13 protein-coding genes are annotated in these 13238 nt (G+C 70.8%); 8 read left to right on the top strand and 5 right to left on the bottom strand.

The annotated features are described in order from the left end of the window. Positions 1-101: 101 nt before the first annotated feature. Positions 102-2378, top strand: a complete 2277-nt coding sequence (locus tag ABWI07_RS32190) for a PA domain-containing protein (RefSeq protein WP_353820882.1) — start codon at positions 102-104, stop codon at positions 2376-2378. Positions 2379-2478: 100 nt separating this feature from the next. Here ABWI07_RS32190 and ABWI07_RS32185 read toward each other — a convergent pair whose 3' ends face one another. Beyond that, entirely contained in the window at positions 2479-2964 is a 486-nt protein-coding gene (locus ABWI07_RS32185) for a PraA/PraB family alkane oxidation protein activator (protein WP_149264920.1), read from the bottom strand. A 704-nt stretch (positions 2965-3668) separates the two neighbouring features. On the opposite strand from ABWI07_RS32185, the gene ABWI07_RS32180 reads away from it, so the two are divergent. Then, positions 3669-4949, top strand: coding sequence for a M14 family metallopeptidase (locus ABWI07_RS32180; RefSeq protein WP_149264921.1), 1281 nt, complete (start codon positions 3669-3671; stop codon positions 4947-4949). A gap of 46 nt (positions 4950-4995) precedes the next feature. Here ABWI07_RS32180 and ABWI07_RS32175 read toward each other — a convergent pair whose 3' ends face one another. Further along, positions 4996-5964, bottom strand: coding sequence for a TIGR03557 family F420-dependent LLM class oxidoreductase (locus ABWI07_RS32175; RefSeq protein WP_353820880.1), 969 nt, complete (start codon positions 5962-5964; stop codon positions 4996-4998). A gap of 1 nt (position 5965) precedes the next feature. Continuing rightward, the gene (locus ABWI07_RS32170) at positions 5966-6502 is read right to left on the bottom strand and encodes a ferritin-like domain-containing protein (RefSeq protein WP_149264923.1); all 537 of its coding nucleotides are present in this window, start codon (positions 6500-6502) and stop codon (positions 5966-5968) included. Positions 6503-6716: 214 nt separating this feature from the next. Between ABWI07_RS32170 and ABWI07_RS32165 the strand changes: the two genes are divergently transcribed. The 6 genes from ABWI07_RS32165 to ABWI07_RS32140 all read left to right on the top strand — a co-directional run bounded on the left by ABWI07_RS32165 (position 6717) and on the right by ABWI07_RS32140 (position 11001). Beyond that, positions 6717-6989: a hypothetical protein gene (locus ABWI07_RS32165; protein ID WP_353820878.1), complete on the top strand. Its 273-nt coding sequence runs from the start codon at positions 6717-6719 to the stop codon at positions 6987-6989. A gap of 255 nt (positions 6990-7244) precedes the next feature. After that, complete coding sequence (locus ABWI07_RS32160) at positions 7245-7538, top strand: hypothetical protein (RefSeq protein ID WP_353820876.1); 294 nt, start codon at positions 7245-7247, stop codon at positions 7536-7538. Positions 7539-7797: 259 nt separating this feature from the next. Then, positions 7798-8073: a hypothetical protein gene (locus tag ABWI07_RS32155; RefSeq protein WP_353820875.1), complete on the top strand. Its 276-nt coding sequence runs from the start codon at positions 7798-7800 to the stop codon at positions 8071-8073. Between the two features lie 100 nt (positions 8074-8173). Further along, a complete protein-coding gene (locus ABWI07_RS32150; RefSeq protein ID WP_353820874.1) occupies positions 8174-8413 on the top strand; it encodes a hypothetical protein in 240 nt (79 codons plus the stop codon). Next, complete coding sequence (locus ABWI07_RS32145; RefSeq protein WP_353820873.1) at positions 8410-9789, top strand: hypothetical protein; 1380 nt, start codon at positions 8410-8412, stop codon at positions 9787-9789. Before ABWI07_RS32150 ends, ABWI07_RS32145 begins: the two co-directional genes overlap by 4 nt. A 216-nt stretch (positions 9790-10005) precedes the next feature. Then, positions 10006-11001 carry an alpha/beta hydrolase gene (locus ABWI07_RS32140; protein ID WP_353820872.1) on the top strand — a complete coding sequence of 332 codons (996 nt, stop codon included), beginning with the start codon at positions 10006-10008 and terminating at the stop codon, positions 10999-11001. Here ABWI07_RS32140 and ABWI07_RS32135 read toward each other — a convergent pair. Then, positions 10988-12205 (bottom strand): PP2C family protein-serine/threonine phosphatase, encoded by a 1218-nt coding sequence (locus ABWI07_RS32135; RefSeq protein ID WP_353820871.1) that lies wholly within the window; start codon positions 12203-12205, stop codon positions 10988-10990. The genes ABWI07_RS32140 and ABWI07_RS32135 overlap by 14 nt on opposite strands. A 150-nt stretch (positions 12206-12355) precedes the next feature. Further along, positions 12356-13238, bottom strand: an 883-nt coding sequence (locus tag ABWI07_RS32130; protein ID WP_353820870.1) for a hypothetical protein, incomplete at its 5' end; no start/stop codon positions are given.

The following is a 13238-nucleotide window of genomic DNA, read 5'->3' as shown; positions in this document are numbered from 1 at the left end:
TTTGACGGGTTCCCGCCATGACGGAAGCCGCCAGCGCCTGCACTGGATCGTTCCAGGCGGCCGACCTCACAATCAAGATCCAATTCTTGGGAGGGATGGCCATGTGGTTGAGGACCGCGGCGGCCCTGGGCCTCGGCGCGCTGGTGTTCGCGACGCCCGCGGCGGCGGACTCCGGACCCGCGTCCGCGTTGCGGGCGGAGGCCGGAGCATTCGACGTCACGCTGCCCACCGGTGACACGGTGCACGTAGCGGGGGGCGGCACGACCGTCACGCCCGCGCCGGGACGCGCCCCGGCGTTCTCCGTCCGGCACAGCGGAGGCGATCTGTACGTCGTCCCGGACGACCGGCTCGGCGACGACCCGGAACGGTACAACGTGACGGCGCTGCACGAGCGGCGGCCCGCCGCGCCGAAGCCGAAGGCGAAGGCGTCCGGCGATCTGGTGACCGTCCGGGTGAAGAGCATCGCGCGGGACGGGCGGCCCGGCCCCGGGACGGTCGGCTTCCTGAACGTGAAGGACGCCTCGCTCGGCAACGCGCACCGTCCGCTGCCCGGAGACCCGGAGGCGCCCTGCACCGACGAGCGCTGGAACGACTCGAACTGCATCCGGCTGGCGCCGGGGACGTACTCCGTCCTGGGCGTCGTGAAGACGATGCCGTCGTGGGCGCCGAGCACCGACGCCGGCAAGCCGCTCAACTACAGCCTCGTCGGCCACCCGGAGATCGAGATCACCGGGGACACCGAGATCGTCCTGGACGCGCGCAAGGCGCGGGAGGTGACGGTCCGCACGCCCGAGCACGCCACCGCGCCCGGCCCGGGGGCGGTGAGCCACCTGATGTGGACGCGCGGCACCGCGAACGGGCCGGCCGTGGACGAGGGCGTCTACCTGGGCGACGGCTCGATGCTGGAGGAGCGGGTGTTCCTCCAGCCGACCGAGCGGGTCCGCACCGGGACGTTCGAGGCCTACACGCGGTGGCGGCTGGAGGCGCCCGCGATCACGATGCGGGCGGGGAGCCGGGCTCTGCATCCCCAGTACTATCCGGCGGCCTACTTCAGCGACACCTCCGACCAGTTCCCGCGGCTCGACGGCAGCGCCCGCATGGCCGTCGGGGACGGGGACAGGCCCGGCGCCGACCTGCGCGGCCGGCTCGCCCTCGTCCAGCGCAGGGACGGCGTGCCCGTCGCCGAGCAGGTCGAAAGGGCCGCCAAGGCGGGAGCGCGCATGGTCGCCGTCTACAACGACGCCCCCGGCGTGAACGACGACCCGGGCGACTACGGGAGGCTGCTGAAGGTCCCCACCGTCCGCCTGTCCCATGAGGAAGGACGGGCCCTCCTGCGGGAGCGGGCGACGGTCGCGGCCAAGGGCATCGTTGACAGTCCCTACCAGTACGACCTCGTGTTCCCCGAGAAGGGGCGGATCTCCAAGAACCTGGACTACGTCGCTCGCACGAGTGGGCTGGCGCGGATCGACAGCGCCTACCACGGCGGCGGCGCCATGACCGCCGCGCGCTACAGCAAGCGCCCGTGGGAGGACTTCGCTCTCGCCTACGCCTACCCGGTGACCGGCACTCCGCGAACGCGCGTGGAGTACGTCTCAGCCGATCCGGATACGCGATGGTCCGCAATGGCCGTCACTCCGGAGCAGCCTTACAACTACGCCTTCCCCCGCCCGGAGACACCGCACGTCGTGCTCAATGAGACGAAATGGTCCTCGTACAGGGCGGGGCAGCGCGACGCGCACAGCTGGAACAAGGGTCCGCTCACCGGCGGGATCAGCGCGCAGTCGCCGATCGTCCGCGCCGGCGACCTGATCCGGCTCCGCGTCGGCCTGGCGGACGCGGCGCGGAATTTCGCCGACGTCTACTCCAGTTCCTTCCCGAACGGCTTCACCACCGATTTCCGCGTCTACCGGGACGGCGAACTGATCGCGCAGACCGCCCACAAGGCGAACGGCACACTGGCGACGACCCCCGAGGACGCCGAATACCGCGTCGAATTCGACTTCGCCAACGGCGCCCCTTGGGCCCGGTCGTCCACGCAAGCCAGGACGTCATGGACATTCCGTTCCGCGCGAACGGCCGACCTCACCGTCCTTCCGCTGCTCCAGGTGGGTTACGACGCGGCGCTCGACACACGGAACAGGACCCGCTCCAGGACGCTGAGGCTGACGGTCGCGCACCAGGACGGCTCGTCCGCGCCGCTGCGACGCCTGTCCCTCCAGACGTCGTTCGACGACGGCGCCACGTGGACGGACGTTCCGCTGCGGAACGGCGTCGCCGGCCTCCACGGGACAGGGATGGTGTCCCTGCGGGTCAAGGCCGAGGACGGCCGGGGCAACACGATCACGCAGGAGACGATCCGCGCCTACGAGCTGCACTGACGGGCGGTGTGACCAGCGCCGTGACCCCGGCGGGAGGGCCGGGGTCACGGTGCGGGGGGCGGGTTCAGTTGACGTCAGGACCGGGGCCCGCCCCACCGGGTCACGGCTGGGTGTAGTCGTACTTGGCGGTGACGGTGGCCGAGGAGGGGCAGAAGAGGCCGCTCGTCTTGTTGACGGTCTGGTTCGCGAACGTGACGGTGAGCGGGAAGTTCGTGCCCGTGTAGGTGCCGGTCAGGTTCCCGCCGTAGGTGCAGCCGACCGCGCTCATCGAGAAGCCGTTGATCTTGGCGACGCCGCCGCTGAAGCTGCCGCTCCAGGGCAGGGCTCCGGGGGTGACGGTGACGCCGCAGCCGCCGGCGCTGGCGGAGGTGTAGGACGCGGTGGTGCCGTCCGCGGCGACGCTGCCCTTCAGCGTCGAGCTGGTGCAGGTGGCCGAGACCCCCGCGTTGATCGTCATGGTGCCGTTGAGGTTGGCGGTGAACGTCCCGGGCGTCACGGCCAGGGCGGGGGCGGCCGTCAGGCCGAGGGCGAGGGTGGCTGCGGCCGCGGCGGAGGCGACCGCGGCGGTCTTCGTGGTGCGAGACAAGGGGGGGTCCTCATTTCGAACTGCGGGCGTCGCGCCTGCACCCGAAGGGTGGGGTGGGAGGTCCGCTGACCCGTGCGCGGCTCCGCCCATGGCCGGTGGGGGAAGCCGCCGCGAATCAGGGACCGGGCCGGGGAACCGCCGTGTCACCCTCGACACGGGCTCCGACCGGAGTAGAACGCGTTCTAACAGAGAACATAGACAAGGGTCGTTGAGTGGTCAACACCCGGAACGACACTCTGTCCTTATCTGAAGATGACCCGGTTCATAAAATGGTGTTTCGCGTGTCCGTAAGTCCATACCCATGCAGGATGCAGACATATTGGACAGCGGCTTCCCTCGCCCGACCGCTCCTCTACTTCCTTCCGCGGGGGACGGAGAGAGGGAGGCCAAAGTCAGCGAGAACCCGTTACAGAGCGCAGTGCGGCACCGAGCGCACGAGGGAAATTCGGGACGGTTGTGAAATTTCACATTCGTTCTGATCGTCATTGAAAACCCGGTCGCGCGTCGCCGCCCCGGCAGCTCTGATCTGGAGTTTCGCGCCGGGCTCCGGGCGCCGGGAACGGCCGGCTGGTCTCCCGGCCCGCCGTTGTCAGGCGTGCGCTCCCGGTCCATTGTGACGGGACCCCCAGCGTCCGTGAGCGTACGCGGGAGACCCTCGCGGCGCGGCGAGCGGGCGCGCAGAGCCGAACGGCAGGTACCCCGTCATGAGAAGACCCCGCCGACTCCGTTCCCTGCTCACCGCTCCGTCGGTGCTCGCCCTGGCCCTGGCCGGGCTCGCGGCGCCCGCCGCCGCGTCCCCGCCGGGCTCCGAGACCGCCGGGCAGTACGTCGTCACCGGTCCGCGGACCGCCCAGCAGCGCAGCCAGGTCGCCCGCACCGGGGCGGCGATCAACGACATCAAGGCCGGCACCGTGGAGGTCAGCGCCATCCCCTCGGAGGTCCGGGCCATCCGGCGGCTCGGCTTCGCCGTGAAGCCCGCTCCCGTCCAGACCGCGAACCCGAGCGCGGCGCCGAGCACGGCGGCGACCTCGTACCACACGTTCGCCGAGATGCGGCAGGAGGTCGACTCCGTCGTCGCCGCCCACCCGCAGATCGCCCGCCAGTTCGTCGCCGGCAAGTCCTACCAGGGCCGCGACATCGTCGGCGTGAAGATCAGCGACAACGTGGCGACCGACGAGAACGAGCCCGAAGTGCTGATCATCGCCAACATCCACGCCCGGGAGCGCCTCACCGCCGAGCAGGCGCTCGACTACATCGGGCAGCTCACCACCGGCTACGGGTCGAACAGTCGGATCACGAACCTGGTGAACACGCGCGAGATCTACGTCATGCCCATGGTCAACCCTGACGGCCAGGTCTACGACATGACCAGCGACACCCAGCCGGGGCGGTGGTGGCGCAAGAACCGCCAGCCCAACCCGACGTCCACGGGCACGGACCTGAACCGCAACTTCGCCTACAAGTGGGGCTGCTGCGGCGGGTCGTCCGGCAACGGCGGCAGCGAGACCTACCGGGGCACGGGTGCGGAGTCGGCCCCCGAGACGAAGGTCATCGCCGACTTCGTGCGGAGCCGGGTCGTGGGCGGCAAGCAGCAGATCGGGATGTTCCTGGACGTCCACTCGGAAGCGGAACTCGTGCTGTGGCCGTTCGGGTACACCTACAGCAACACCGTCCCCGGGGCGATGTCCGCCGACGAGGAGGCCGCCCACCGCACCATCGGGCGGGAACTGGCCTCGACGAACGGCTTCACCCCCGAGCAGTCGAGTGACCTCTACATCACCGACGGCACGACGGACGACTGGACCTGGGGCAACCAGCGCATCTTCTCGTTCACGTTCGAACTGGGCGGCGGAAGCTTCTACCCGGCGCCGTCCGCCATCGCCGGCGAGGTCCAGCGCAGCCGCGAGGCGCTGCTGCGGCTGACCGACTACGCGGACTGCCCGTACCGGGCGATCGGCAAGCAGGGCCAGTACTGCGCCTCGTGACGGCCGCGCCGGTCCGGTGCGGCCCGCAACGGACCGGGCCGGCGCGTCAGCCGAACCGTTCGCGGAGGGCCGGCAGGAGGTCTGCCTCCGCCCACGTCCGGAAGTCCTTCTGGTGCTCGGGCCCGGACTGGCAGAACGAGATGTGGGTGAAGCCCGCGTCCGCCCACTGCTGGACGGCCTCCACGTAGTCGTCGACGTTGTCGCCGCAGGGAACGGACTCGACCACGTCCTCCGGGCGGACGGTCTTCGTGGCGGCCTCGAAGTTCACCGGCCCCGGCAGTTCCGCCATCACCTTCCACCCCGGCGCGGAGAACTTCCACGTCCGGTGGGCGCGCTCCTTGCACTCCTCGTAGTCGGACCCGAAGGCCACCGGGATCTGCCCGTAGACGGGCTTGCCCGCGCCGCCCTCGTTGTGGAAGAACTCGACGACCTCCGGGACGGGCTGGTCGGAGATGAGCAGGTCCGCGTGCTCGGCGGCGAGCCGCCCCGCGCGCCGCCCGAAGGCCGCCATGCCGATCCGGACGGGCTCGTCGGGCAGGTCGTAGATCTTCGCGGAGTCGACGCTGAAGTGCCGGCCCCGGTAGTTGACGTAGTCGCCGCTGAACAGCGCCCGGATGATCTCGACGGCCTCGGCGAACATCTCGTGCCGCACGTCCACCGACGGCCAGCCGCGCCCGACGACGTGCTCGTTGAGGTTCTCCCCCGCGCCGAGGCCGAGCGAGAACCGGCCGTCCGACAGGACGCCCATCGTGGCGGCCTTCTGCGCCACCACGGCCGGGTGGTAGCGCATGATCGGGCAGGTCACGAACGTCATCAGCGGGATGCGGTCGGTGGCCTGGGCCAGCGCGCCGAGCACCGACCAGGCGTAGGCGGAGTGGCCCTGGCTCTCCAGCCACGGGAAGTAGTGGTCGGAGATGACCGAGTAGCCGAAGCCCGCCTCCTCGGCCTCCACGAGGTCGGTGACGAGCTGCTTGGCCGGTGTCTGCTCGCAGAGCAGCGTGTATCCGAATTCCATGTCACATCCCCAGCAGGTCCGTGAGGTCGTCGGCGTGTTCCTCTTCCTCGGCGAGGATGTCCTCCATCAGCCTCCGGGTGGTCACGTCGCCGTCGCCGAGCCAGCGGATGATCTCCTGGTAGGACTCGATGACGATCCGCTCGGCGACGAGGTTCTCCTGGAGCATGCTCTTCAGGTCGTTCTCGTCGAACGTCTCGTAGGTCGTGTGGGAGCGCTCGGCCAGGGTCTTGGGGTCGAAGTCCGGCTGACCGCCGAGCTGGCTGATGCGCTCCGCGGCGCGCATGGCGTGCCCGCGCTCCTCGTCGGCGTGCTCGCTGAACTCCGCCGACACCTGCGCCCGGTCGATCCCCGTCGCGCTGATCGCGTGCTGCGCGTAGCGCATCCAGCAGACCATCTCGGTGGCGAGGACGTCGTTGAGGACGCCGATGACCTCCCCGGCGCTGCGGCCGTACCCCTCGGTCACCGGACCGTCGGCCATCTTGGCGCGGGCGCGTTCGCGGATCGCCGCAACGTCGATGCTGAAACTGCTCTCGGCCATGTACCCCTCCCGATCAGCGCGGACCTGGGCTCCCCTACCCAGCAGGCGCCGCTCATGCCTGCGACACGCACGGCTCCCCGCTGACCGGCGTGCACGTTGGACACTTAACGTCACCGGTGATACACGTAGAGCTACATCGCTCCGATCCGGAGCGGGGGGAAGAGACATCCGGTCTCCACCTTGAGATCCGGGCGCAACAAGGAGAAAGAACCACATGAAGTCCTTCAGCTACAGCGACCTCGACAAGCTCACCGGCGAGGTCCTGCCGGAGCGCGCCGTGCTGTCCACCCTTCTCGCCGGCGGCGGCAACAGCAACGGCAACGAGAACGCCAACTTCAACCTCGGCGGCGGCCACGACGGCACCACGGCCATCAGCCCGCTGTGCCAGGGCACCGCGAGCACCCACGAGGGCCTGGCGGGTCTGCTCGGCGCCAACACCCAGTCGACCTTCACCTGCGCCGGCGCCGCCGTGGTCTCGGGCCACTGAGCCGAGCGAACGTGAACGCGGGCCACGCCCGCACGGGAAGGGCCGGCGGACACCGCCGGCCCTTCCCCCTTTTCGGGATCCCCGCGGAAGCGTCTCGGGCCACCCGCCACAGCCCGACGAATCCACCGGTCAGAGCCCCTTTGGATACAGATCGTCACATGTGCTATACGTAGAGTTACCTCACTCCGACCGGGGTTGAGGAAGGGACATCCGGTATCCACCTTGAGATCCGGGCGCAACAGGGAGAAGAACCAGATGAAGTCCTTCAGCTACAGCGACCTCGACAAGCTCACCGGCGAGGTCCTGCCGGAGCGCGCCGTGCTGTCCACCCTTCTCGCGGGCGGCGGCCACGGCCACGGCCACGGCAACATGAACGAGAACGGCAACTTCAACTTCAACGGCGGCCACGGCGGCGGCCACGGCGGCACCGCCATCGTCCCGCTGTGCCAGGGCACCGCGAGCACCCACGAGGGCCTGCTGGGGCTGCTCGGCGCCAACACCCAGTCGACCTTCACCTGCGCCGGCGCCGCCGTGGTCTCGGGCCACTGAGCCGAGCGAACGTGAACGCGGGCCACGCCCGCACGGGAAGGGCCGGCGGACACCGCCGGCCCTTCCTCCCTTCCAGAACCGGCCGAGGACATCTCGAACCGCACGCCCCCACGACACAAAGAATCCGCCGGTCAACACCTGTTTGGCGACTCAAAGTCACGTGTGCTATACGTAGAGTCACCTCACTTCGATCGGGAGTGCGGAAGGGACATCCGGTCTCCACCTGAGAGATCCGGGCGCAACAGGGAGAAAGAACCAGATGAAGTCCTTCAGCTACAGCGACCTCGACAAGCTCACCGGCGAGGTCCTGCCGGAGCGCGCCGTGCTGTCCACCCTTCTCGCCGGTGGCCACGGCAACGGCAACGAGAACGGCAACCTCAACGTCAACCACGGCGGCGGCCACGGCGGCACCACCGCCATCAGCCCGCTGTGCCAGGGCACCGCGAGCACCCACGAGGGCCTGGCGGGTCTGCTCGGCGCCAACACCCAGTCGACCTTCACCTGCGCCGGCGCCGCCGTGGTCTCGGGCCACTGAGCCGAGCGAACGTGAACGCGGGCCACGCCCGCACGGGAAGGGCTGGCATGCACCACGCCAGCCCTTCCTCCCTTCCAGAACCGACGCGAAAGCCACACCAATGCCTCAGACGAACCCGCCCACCGTCCGCTACACCGACCTCGACCGGTTGTCGGGCGAACTCCTGCCGGAACGGATCCTGCTGTCGACCGTCGGCGGCCGATCCGGTACCAAGACCATGGAGGCCTGCCGGCACGAGCACTACCTCGGAACGGCCGGCCTTCTCGGCACCGGCCTGCTCGCCCAGCCCGAGCACACGGCGAAGACCTGTGTGCCCATCCAATTCACTGACGGCAAATGAGCGGCCCGGCGACAGCGGACGGTGGCGCGGCGGGCGGCAGGGCGACGGGCGGTAGCGCTACGGGCTCGGCGGGGAGCCTCGTCCTGCCCGCACTCGCGGACGGCGCCGAGCTCATCGGCGAGTTCAAGAACTCCGGCTACCGCGACACGCCCCAGCTCGTCCGGTTGCCGAACGGGCAACTCGTCCGGCTGCCGCCGCTGCTGTACCTGGTCGCGGAGGCACTGCACCGGCACCGCGACCTCGCCGGCGCCACCGACGCCGAGGCGGCGCTCGGCCGGGTCGCCGAGACGGTCTCCGACGCGGCCGGAGCGCGGCTCACCGGCGAGCAGGTCGTCTACCTCACCGACCACAAGCTCGCGCCGCTCGGCGTCACCACCTACAGCGACGGCACCGAGCCGCCGGTCGTCCGGGCCGACCCGTTCCTGGCGCTCCGCTTCAAGATCGCGGTCTTCCCCGAGTCGGTCACCTGGTTCGTCGGCGGACTGTTCGCCTGGCTCTTCCGCCCCGTGGTCATGGCGCTCATGCTCTGCGCGTTCGTGGCCGGTGAGGTCTGGGTGCTCACGTCCCGGTCGATCGCCGACGCCCTGTCGTTCGCGATCCTCAACCCGGTCAGCATCCTGCTCGTCATGGCCCTCGGCATCGCCTCGTGCGCGTTCCACGAGGTCGGGCACGCCTCCGCGTGCCGGTACGGCGGCGTCCGCCCCGGCGCGATGGGCTGCGGCATCTACCTGGTGTGGCCCGCGTTCTACACCGACATCACCGAGTCGTACCGGCTCGGCAGGGCGGGACGGCTCCGCGCCGACCTCGCCGGCGTCTACTTCAACGGCATCTTCGTCGTCGGGTTGGCGCTGGTCTACCTGCAGACGGGGTTCGCGCCGCTGCTCGTCGCCATCGTGTACGTCAACCTGGAGATGGTGCAGCAACTGCTGCCGACGCTGCGGTTCGACGGGTACTACATCATGTCGGACCTCATCGGCATCCCCGACCTGTTCCGGTACATCGGGCCGATCCTGCGCCGGACGCTGCTGCGACGCCCGGCCGATTCCCGGCTCAACGACCTCAAGCGCTGGCCCCAGGTCTTCGTCACGGTCTGGGTGCTGACGGTGATCCCCATGCTGGCGGTCCAGATCGGCCTGATCCTCACCCAGGTGCCGAACCTGGTGGCCAAGGACTGGGGGATGATGCGCAGGCTCGCGTCGTCCGCCGCGGGCGGGGCTGACCCGTTCACGCTGGTCACGTCGGGGTTTCAGATCATCCTGCTGGTCCTGCCGCTGATCGGTCTGGCGTTCATCCTGTACGGCTTCGCCCGCGGGCTGGTGCGGTGGCTCGTCCGGTACGTGAACGCGCCGGTCGCCAAGACCGTGTCCGGGACCTGAGAGGCCCGGCCGCGAACGCGCCGGGCGCCGCCAGAGTGGCGCCCGGCGCGTTCCGCGTTTCCAGGCGAATGCATTTTATAAGCTTTTCCCATTGCGCTTCGGCAGGCCGGGGCAAGGGAATCCTGGAGACCCGGGAGAGAAAAGCCCCACACAAAAGATCTCTCCTTTTGCAAAGGCCGGCACAACCCGCGGCCGGCGTTTCCGGAAGGCCCCGCGTTGCTCCGTCGCCCCGCCCCCGCCGCATGGCTGGGGGCCCTCGTCCTCCTCCTGTCCCCGGTGTTCGCGGATCGGTCCGTCGCGGCCGCGCCGGAACGCGCCGAGGTCGTCGCCGAGACGGCCGTCGCGCCCCGCACCCTCGACCTGACCATTGCCTCCCCCGCCATGGACGGCCGCCAGAAGGCGCGGCTCCTGCTCCCGCCCGGCTGGTCGCGGCACGCGGAGCGCACCTGGCCCGCGCTGTGGCTGCTGCACGGCGGCGTCGACGACTACACCGCCTGGACGCGCGACACCGACGTCGCGGAACTCACCGCCCGGACCGGGGTCATCGTCGTGATGCCGAACGGTGGCCGCTGCGGCAATTACTCCGACTGGTGGAACTACGGGAAGGGCGGCCCGCCGCGCTGGGAGACGTTCCACATGACCGAACTCCGGGGGATTCTCGAACGGGACTACCGCGCCGGGCCGCGGCGCGTGATCGCCGGCAATTCCATGGGCGGTCTCGGCGCCATGCTGTACGCGGCCCGGTTCCCCGGGATGTTCGAGGCCGCGGCGGCGTTCAGCGGCTACCTGGACACCCTGTACGGCCACGAGCCCGGGGACGACACGACCGGCTGGGGGCCGGCCCTGGCCTGCCCCGGAACCGACTGGCGGCGGGTGTGGGGCGATCCCGACGACCAGGCCGCTATCTGGCACGCCCACAACCCGGCCGACCTCGCGGGGCGGCTGCGCGGCGTCCGGCTCTGGGTGGCGAGCGGCAACGGAAAGGCCGGCTCCCTCGGCGGGCTGCCGTTCACCGATCCGGTGGAGGCCTCCGCGAACGACCACGCGCACTCGTTCGTGGACCGGCTGCACGGCCTCGGCATCCCGGTCACCGCCCGCTTCTTCGACGGGCAGCACGACTGGCCGTACTGGCAGCGCGACCTGCACGAGGCGTACCCGATGCTCATGGACGCCCTGGGGCTCGCCCCCTGCGCCGGGCTCAGCCGCTCTTGAGCCGCTCAGCGGCGTCCTCCACGCCGAGCGGCCCGTGCCATTCGAGGAGCAGGACGGTGGCGTCGTCGTCCAGGCGCCCCGCATGGTGCTCCAGGATGTTGTGGACGAGGCGCCGGAGCGTCTCGGGGACCGACAGCCCGTCGGCCTCTCGCCGGATGATGAAGTCGACGAAGCGGTCGAGCCCGAATTCGTGCTTCTCGGGGTCGCGGGCCTCCACGATTCCGTCGCTGTAGAAGAGGATCCGGTCGCCCGGTTCCAGCTGCTCGGTGCACACCTCCGGGCGCACGCCGAGGCCGGTGCCGAGCGGGGCGCCGGGCGGGCACTCCAGCGTGGTGACCCACCGCGACCCGCGGATGACGACGGGCGCGGGGTGCCCGTACGAGACCCACGACAGCTGTCCCGACGGCAGGTCGAGCTCGGCGAGCACGCCGGTGACGAAGCGCCCGGTCGGGTCCTGCTCGTGCAGCGCCGTCTCGATCGCCTCGCCCGTCGCGACGAGCCCGGCCCCCTGGATGCGGCTGTTGCGGCAGGCCGCGACGGCGAGGTTGGAGGTCAGCCCGGCCGCGGTGTCGTGGCCCATGGCGTCGAAGATCAGGACATGGACGGTGTCGCCCGCGAGCGCGTAGTCGAAGGTGTCGCCGCCCAGCATGTAGGCCGGCTCCAGCGCGGCGCCGATGACGACCTGGTCGTTGGCGAAGGTCATCGGGGGCAGCAGCCGCCACTGCATCTCCGCCGACACCGTCATGTCCCTGGTCCGCACCAGCCGGGAGTAGGAGTCGCTGTACGGGCCCTTGCTGACGATGATCAGCGCGACCAGGCCGGCCAGGGACTCGGCCTCCTCCTGGGCCCGGGCGTCGTCACGGCGGACGGTCACGCGCAGCACGCCGAGCCGCTCGGCCCCGTCCAGGATCGGCACCCAGTACTGCTGGCGGCCGTCGTCGAGGCCCTGCCCGGCCGCCGGCTCCATCGTCTGGAAGGCCCGGCCCGCGACCGTGCCGTCGACCCTCAACTCCGGGGCCTCGGAGCCGGGGTCCTGCCCGGCGTCCGGGCCCTTGCCGGTGAGCAGGCGCAGCACCGTCTGCTGGAGGTCCACGACGTAGATGCGCGCGTCGTGGAGGCCGTGGTCGGCGGCGTGCCGGGCCACCGCGCCCGGCAGCTGCTCCATCGACATCAGATGGCTGGCCGCCAGCAGCTCTGTCAGCATCGGTTCGCCGCCCTGCGTCTCGGATGTTCGGAACGGTGCACTCCGCCGCCCCGCGGGCGGACCACCGTTCTCCGGGACCGCGTCGCCCCTTTACCAGACCCTACCCTCCCGTTCTCCTCCCGAGTGTCGCCAGGTGGCGCCCGGTCCGGCTCAGGACTTCGACGGGGAGGGGCCACCGGGCAGCAGCGCGGCGATCCCGGGCTTCAGCAGGCCGCGGACGCTCGCGTAGGGGGCGGCGAAGTTGAGGTTGCCGCAGCCGTCGCTGCCGCCGTGGAGGTAGGAGAGCTCGAACCCGGCGGGGGTGAAGAACGCGCTCAGGGCCGGCGGGTCGGGCTCGCCGCTCGTCGAGCCCGGGAGCGTCTGCGGCGAGAAGTCGGCGACCTTGAACGCGCCGTCCGCGGTGCTGCAGTCCTCCCATCGGCGCTCCGTGGAGCCCGGCTTCTGCCGGACGAGCCCCTGGAGACGCCGTACCCCGCCGGCGGTGAGCGTCGAGGGCTGGAAGACGTCGGCGGCGGTGAGCCGGCGGCCGGTGCGCAGGTCGACGGTGACGACCTCGCCGCCCGGGGAGCCGTCCGCCTGCTGGCAGTTGTCCGACAGCATGAAGTAGCGGACGGAGACCAGGCGGGGACCGCGCATCCCGAGCCTCGTCTCGGTGCCCAGCTTCACGGGCTTGCCCTTGCAGTCGATCGAGGCGGCCTGCTTCTTGGACGCCGCGATGAGCCGGTCCAGCGGCCCGCGGAGCTCGGTGTTGACCCGGCGTTCGAGCGCAGGGTCCTTCAGGCCGGTGACCTTCGGGTACTGCGCGTTCTGAACCACGATCGCCGGGTTCGCGAGCCGCTGGTTGTCGGCGACCAGCGCCACGACGGCGGCGGGCGCGGGCGCGGGCGTCGGCGGGGGCTTCTCGTCCCGCACCGCGTAGACGACGCCGCCCGCCGTCGCGGCGACCACGGCGGCGCCGGCGGCGGCCAGCGCGCCCTTGCCGGCGGCGGTGGCGAGGAAGCCCTTGCTCACGGCCGCGCCCGCGGTCCCGGCG

The organism is Actinomadura sp. NPDC000600, assembly GCF_040492135.1.
Classification (GTDB): Bacteria; Actinomycetota; Actinomycetes; order Streptosporangiales; family Streptosporangiaceae; genus Spirillospora.
Note: the sequence above shows the minus strand (reverse complement) of the source record. Positions and strands in the feature narration are given on the sequence as shown.

Coding starts and splice junctions, on each gene's coding strand:
- ABWI07_RS32180 (WP_149264921.1), top strand. CDS start 3,669: ATGAGAAGACCCCGCCGACTCCGTTCCCTGCTCACCGCTCCGTCGGTG.
- ABWI07_RS32190 (WP_353820882.1), top strand. CDS start 102: ATGTGGTTGAGGACCGCGGCGGCCCTGGGCCTCGGCGCGCTGGTGTTC.
- ABWI07_RS32155 (WP_353820875.1), top strand. CDS start 7,798: ATGAAGTCCTTCAGCTACAGCGACCTCGACAAGCTCACCGGCGAGGTC.
- ABWI07_RS32135 (WP_353820871.1), bottom strand. CDS start 12,205: ATGCTGACAGAGCTGCTGGCGGCCAGCCATCTGATGTCGATGGAGCAG.
- ABWI07_RS32145 (WP_353820873.1), top strand. CDS start 8,410: ATGAGCGGCCCGGCGACAGCGGACGGTGGCGCGGCGGGCGGCAGGGCG.
- ABWI07_RS32165 (WP_353820878.1), top strand. CDS start 6,717: ATGAAGTCCTTCAGCTACAGCGACCTCGACAAGCTCACCGGCGAGGTC.
- ABWI07_RS32175 (WP_353820880.1), bottom strand. CDS start 5,964: ATGGAATTCGGATACACGCTGCTCTGCGAGCAGACACCGGCCAAGCAG.
- ABWI07_RS32150 (WP_353820874.1), top strand. CDS start 8,174: ATGCCTCAGACGAACCCGCCCACCGTCCGCTACACCGACCTCGACCGG.
- ABWI07_RS32160 (WP_353820876.1), top strand. CDS start 7,245: ATGAAGTCCTTCAGCTACAGCGACCTCGACAAGCTCACCGGCGAGGTC.
- ABWI07_RS32170 (WP_149264923.1), bottom strand. CDS start 6,502: ATGGCCGAGAGCAGTTTCAGCATCGACGTTGCGGCGATCCGCGAACGC.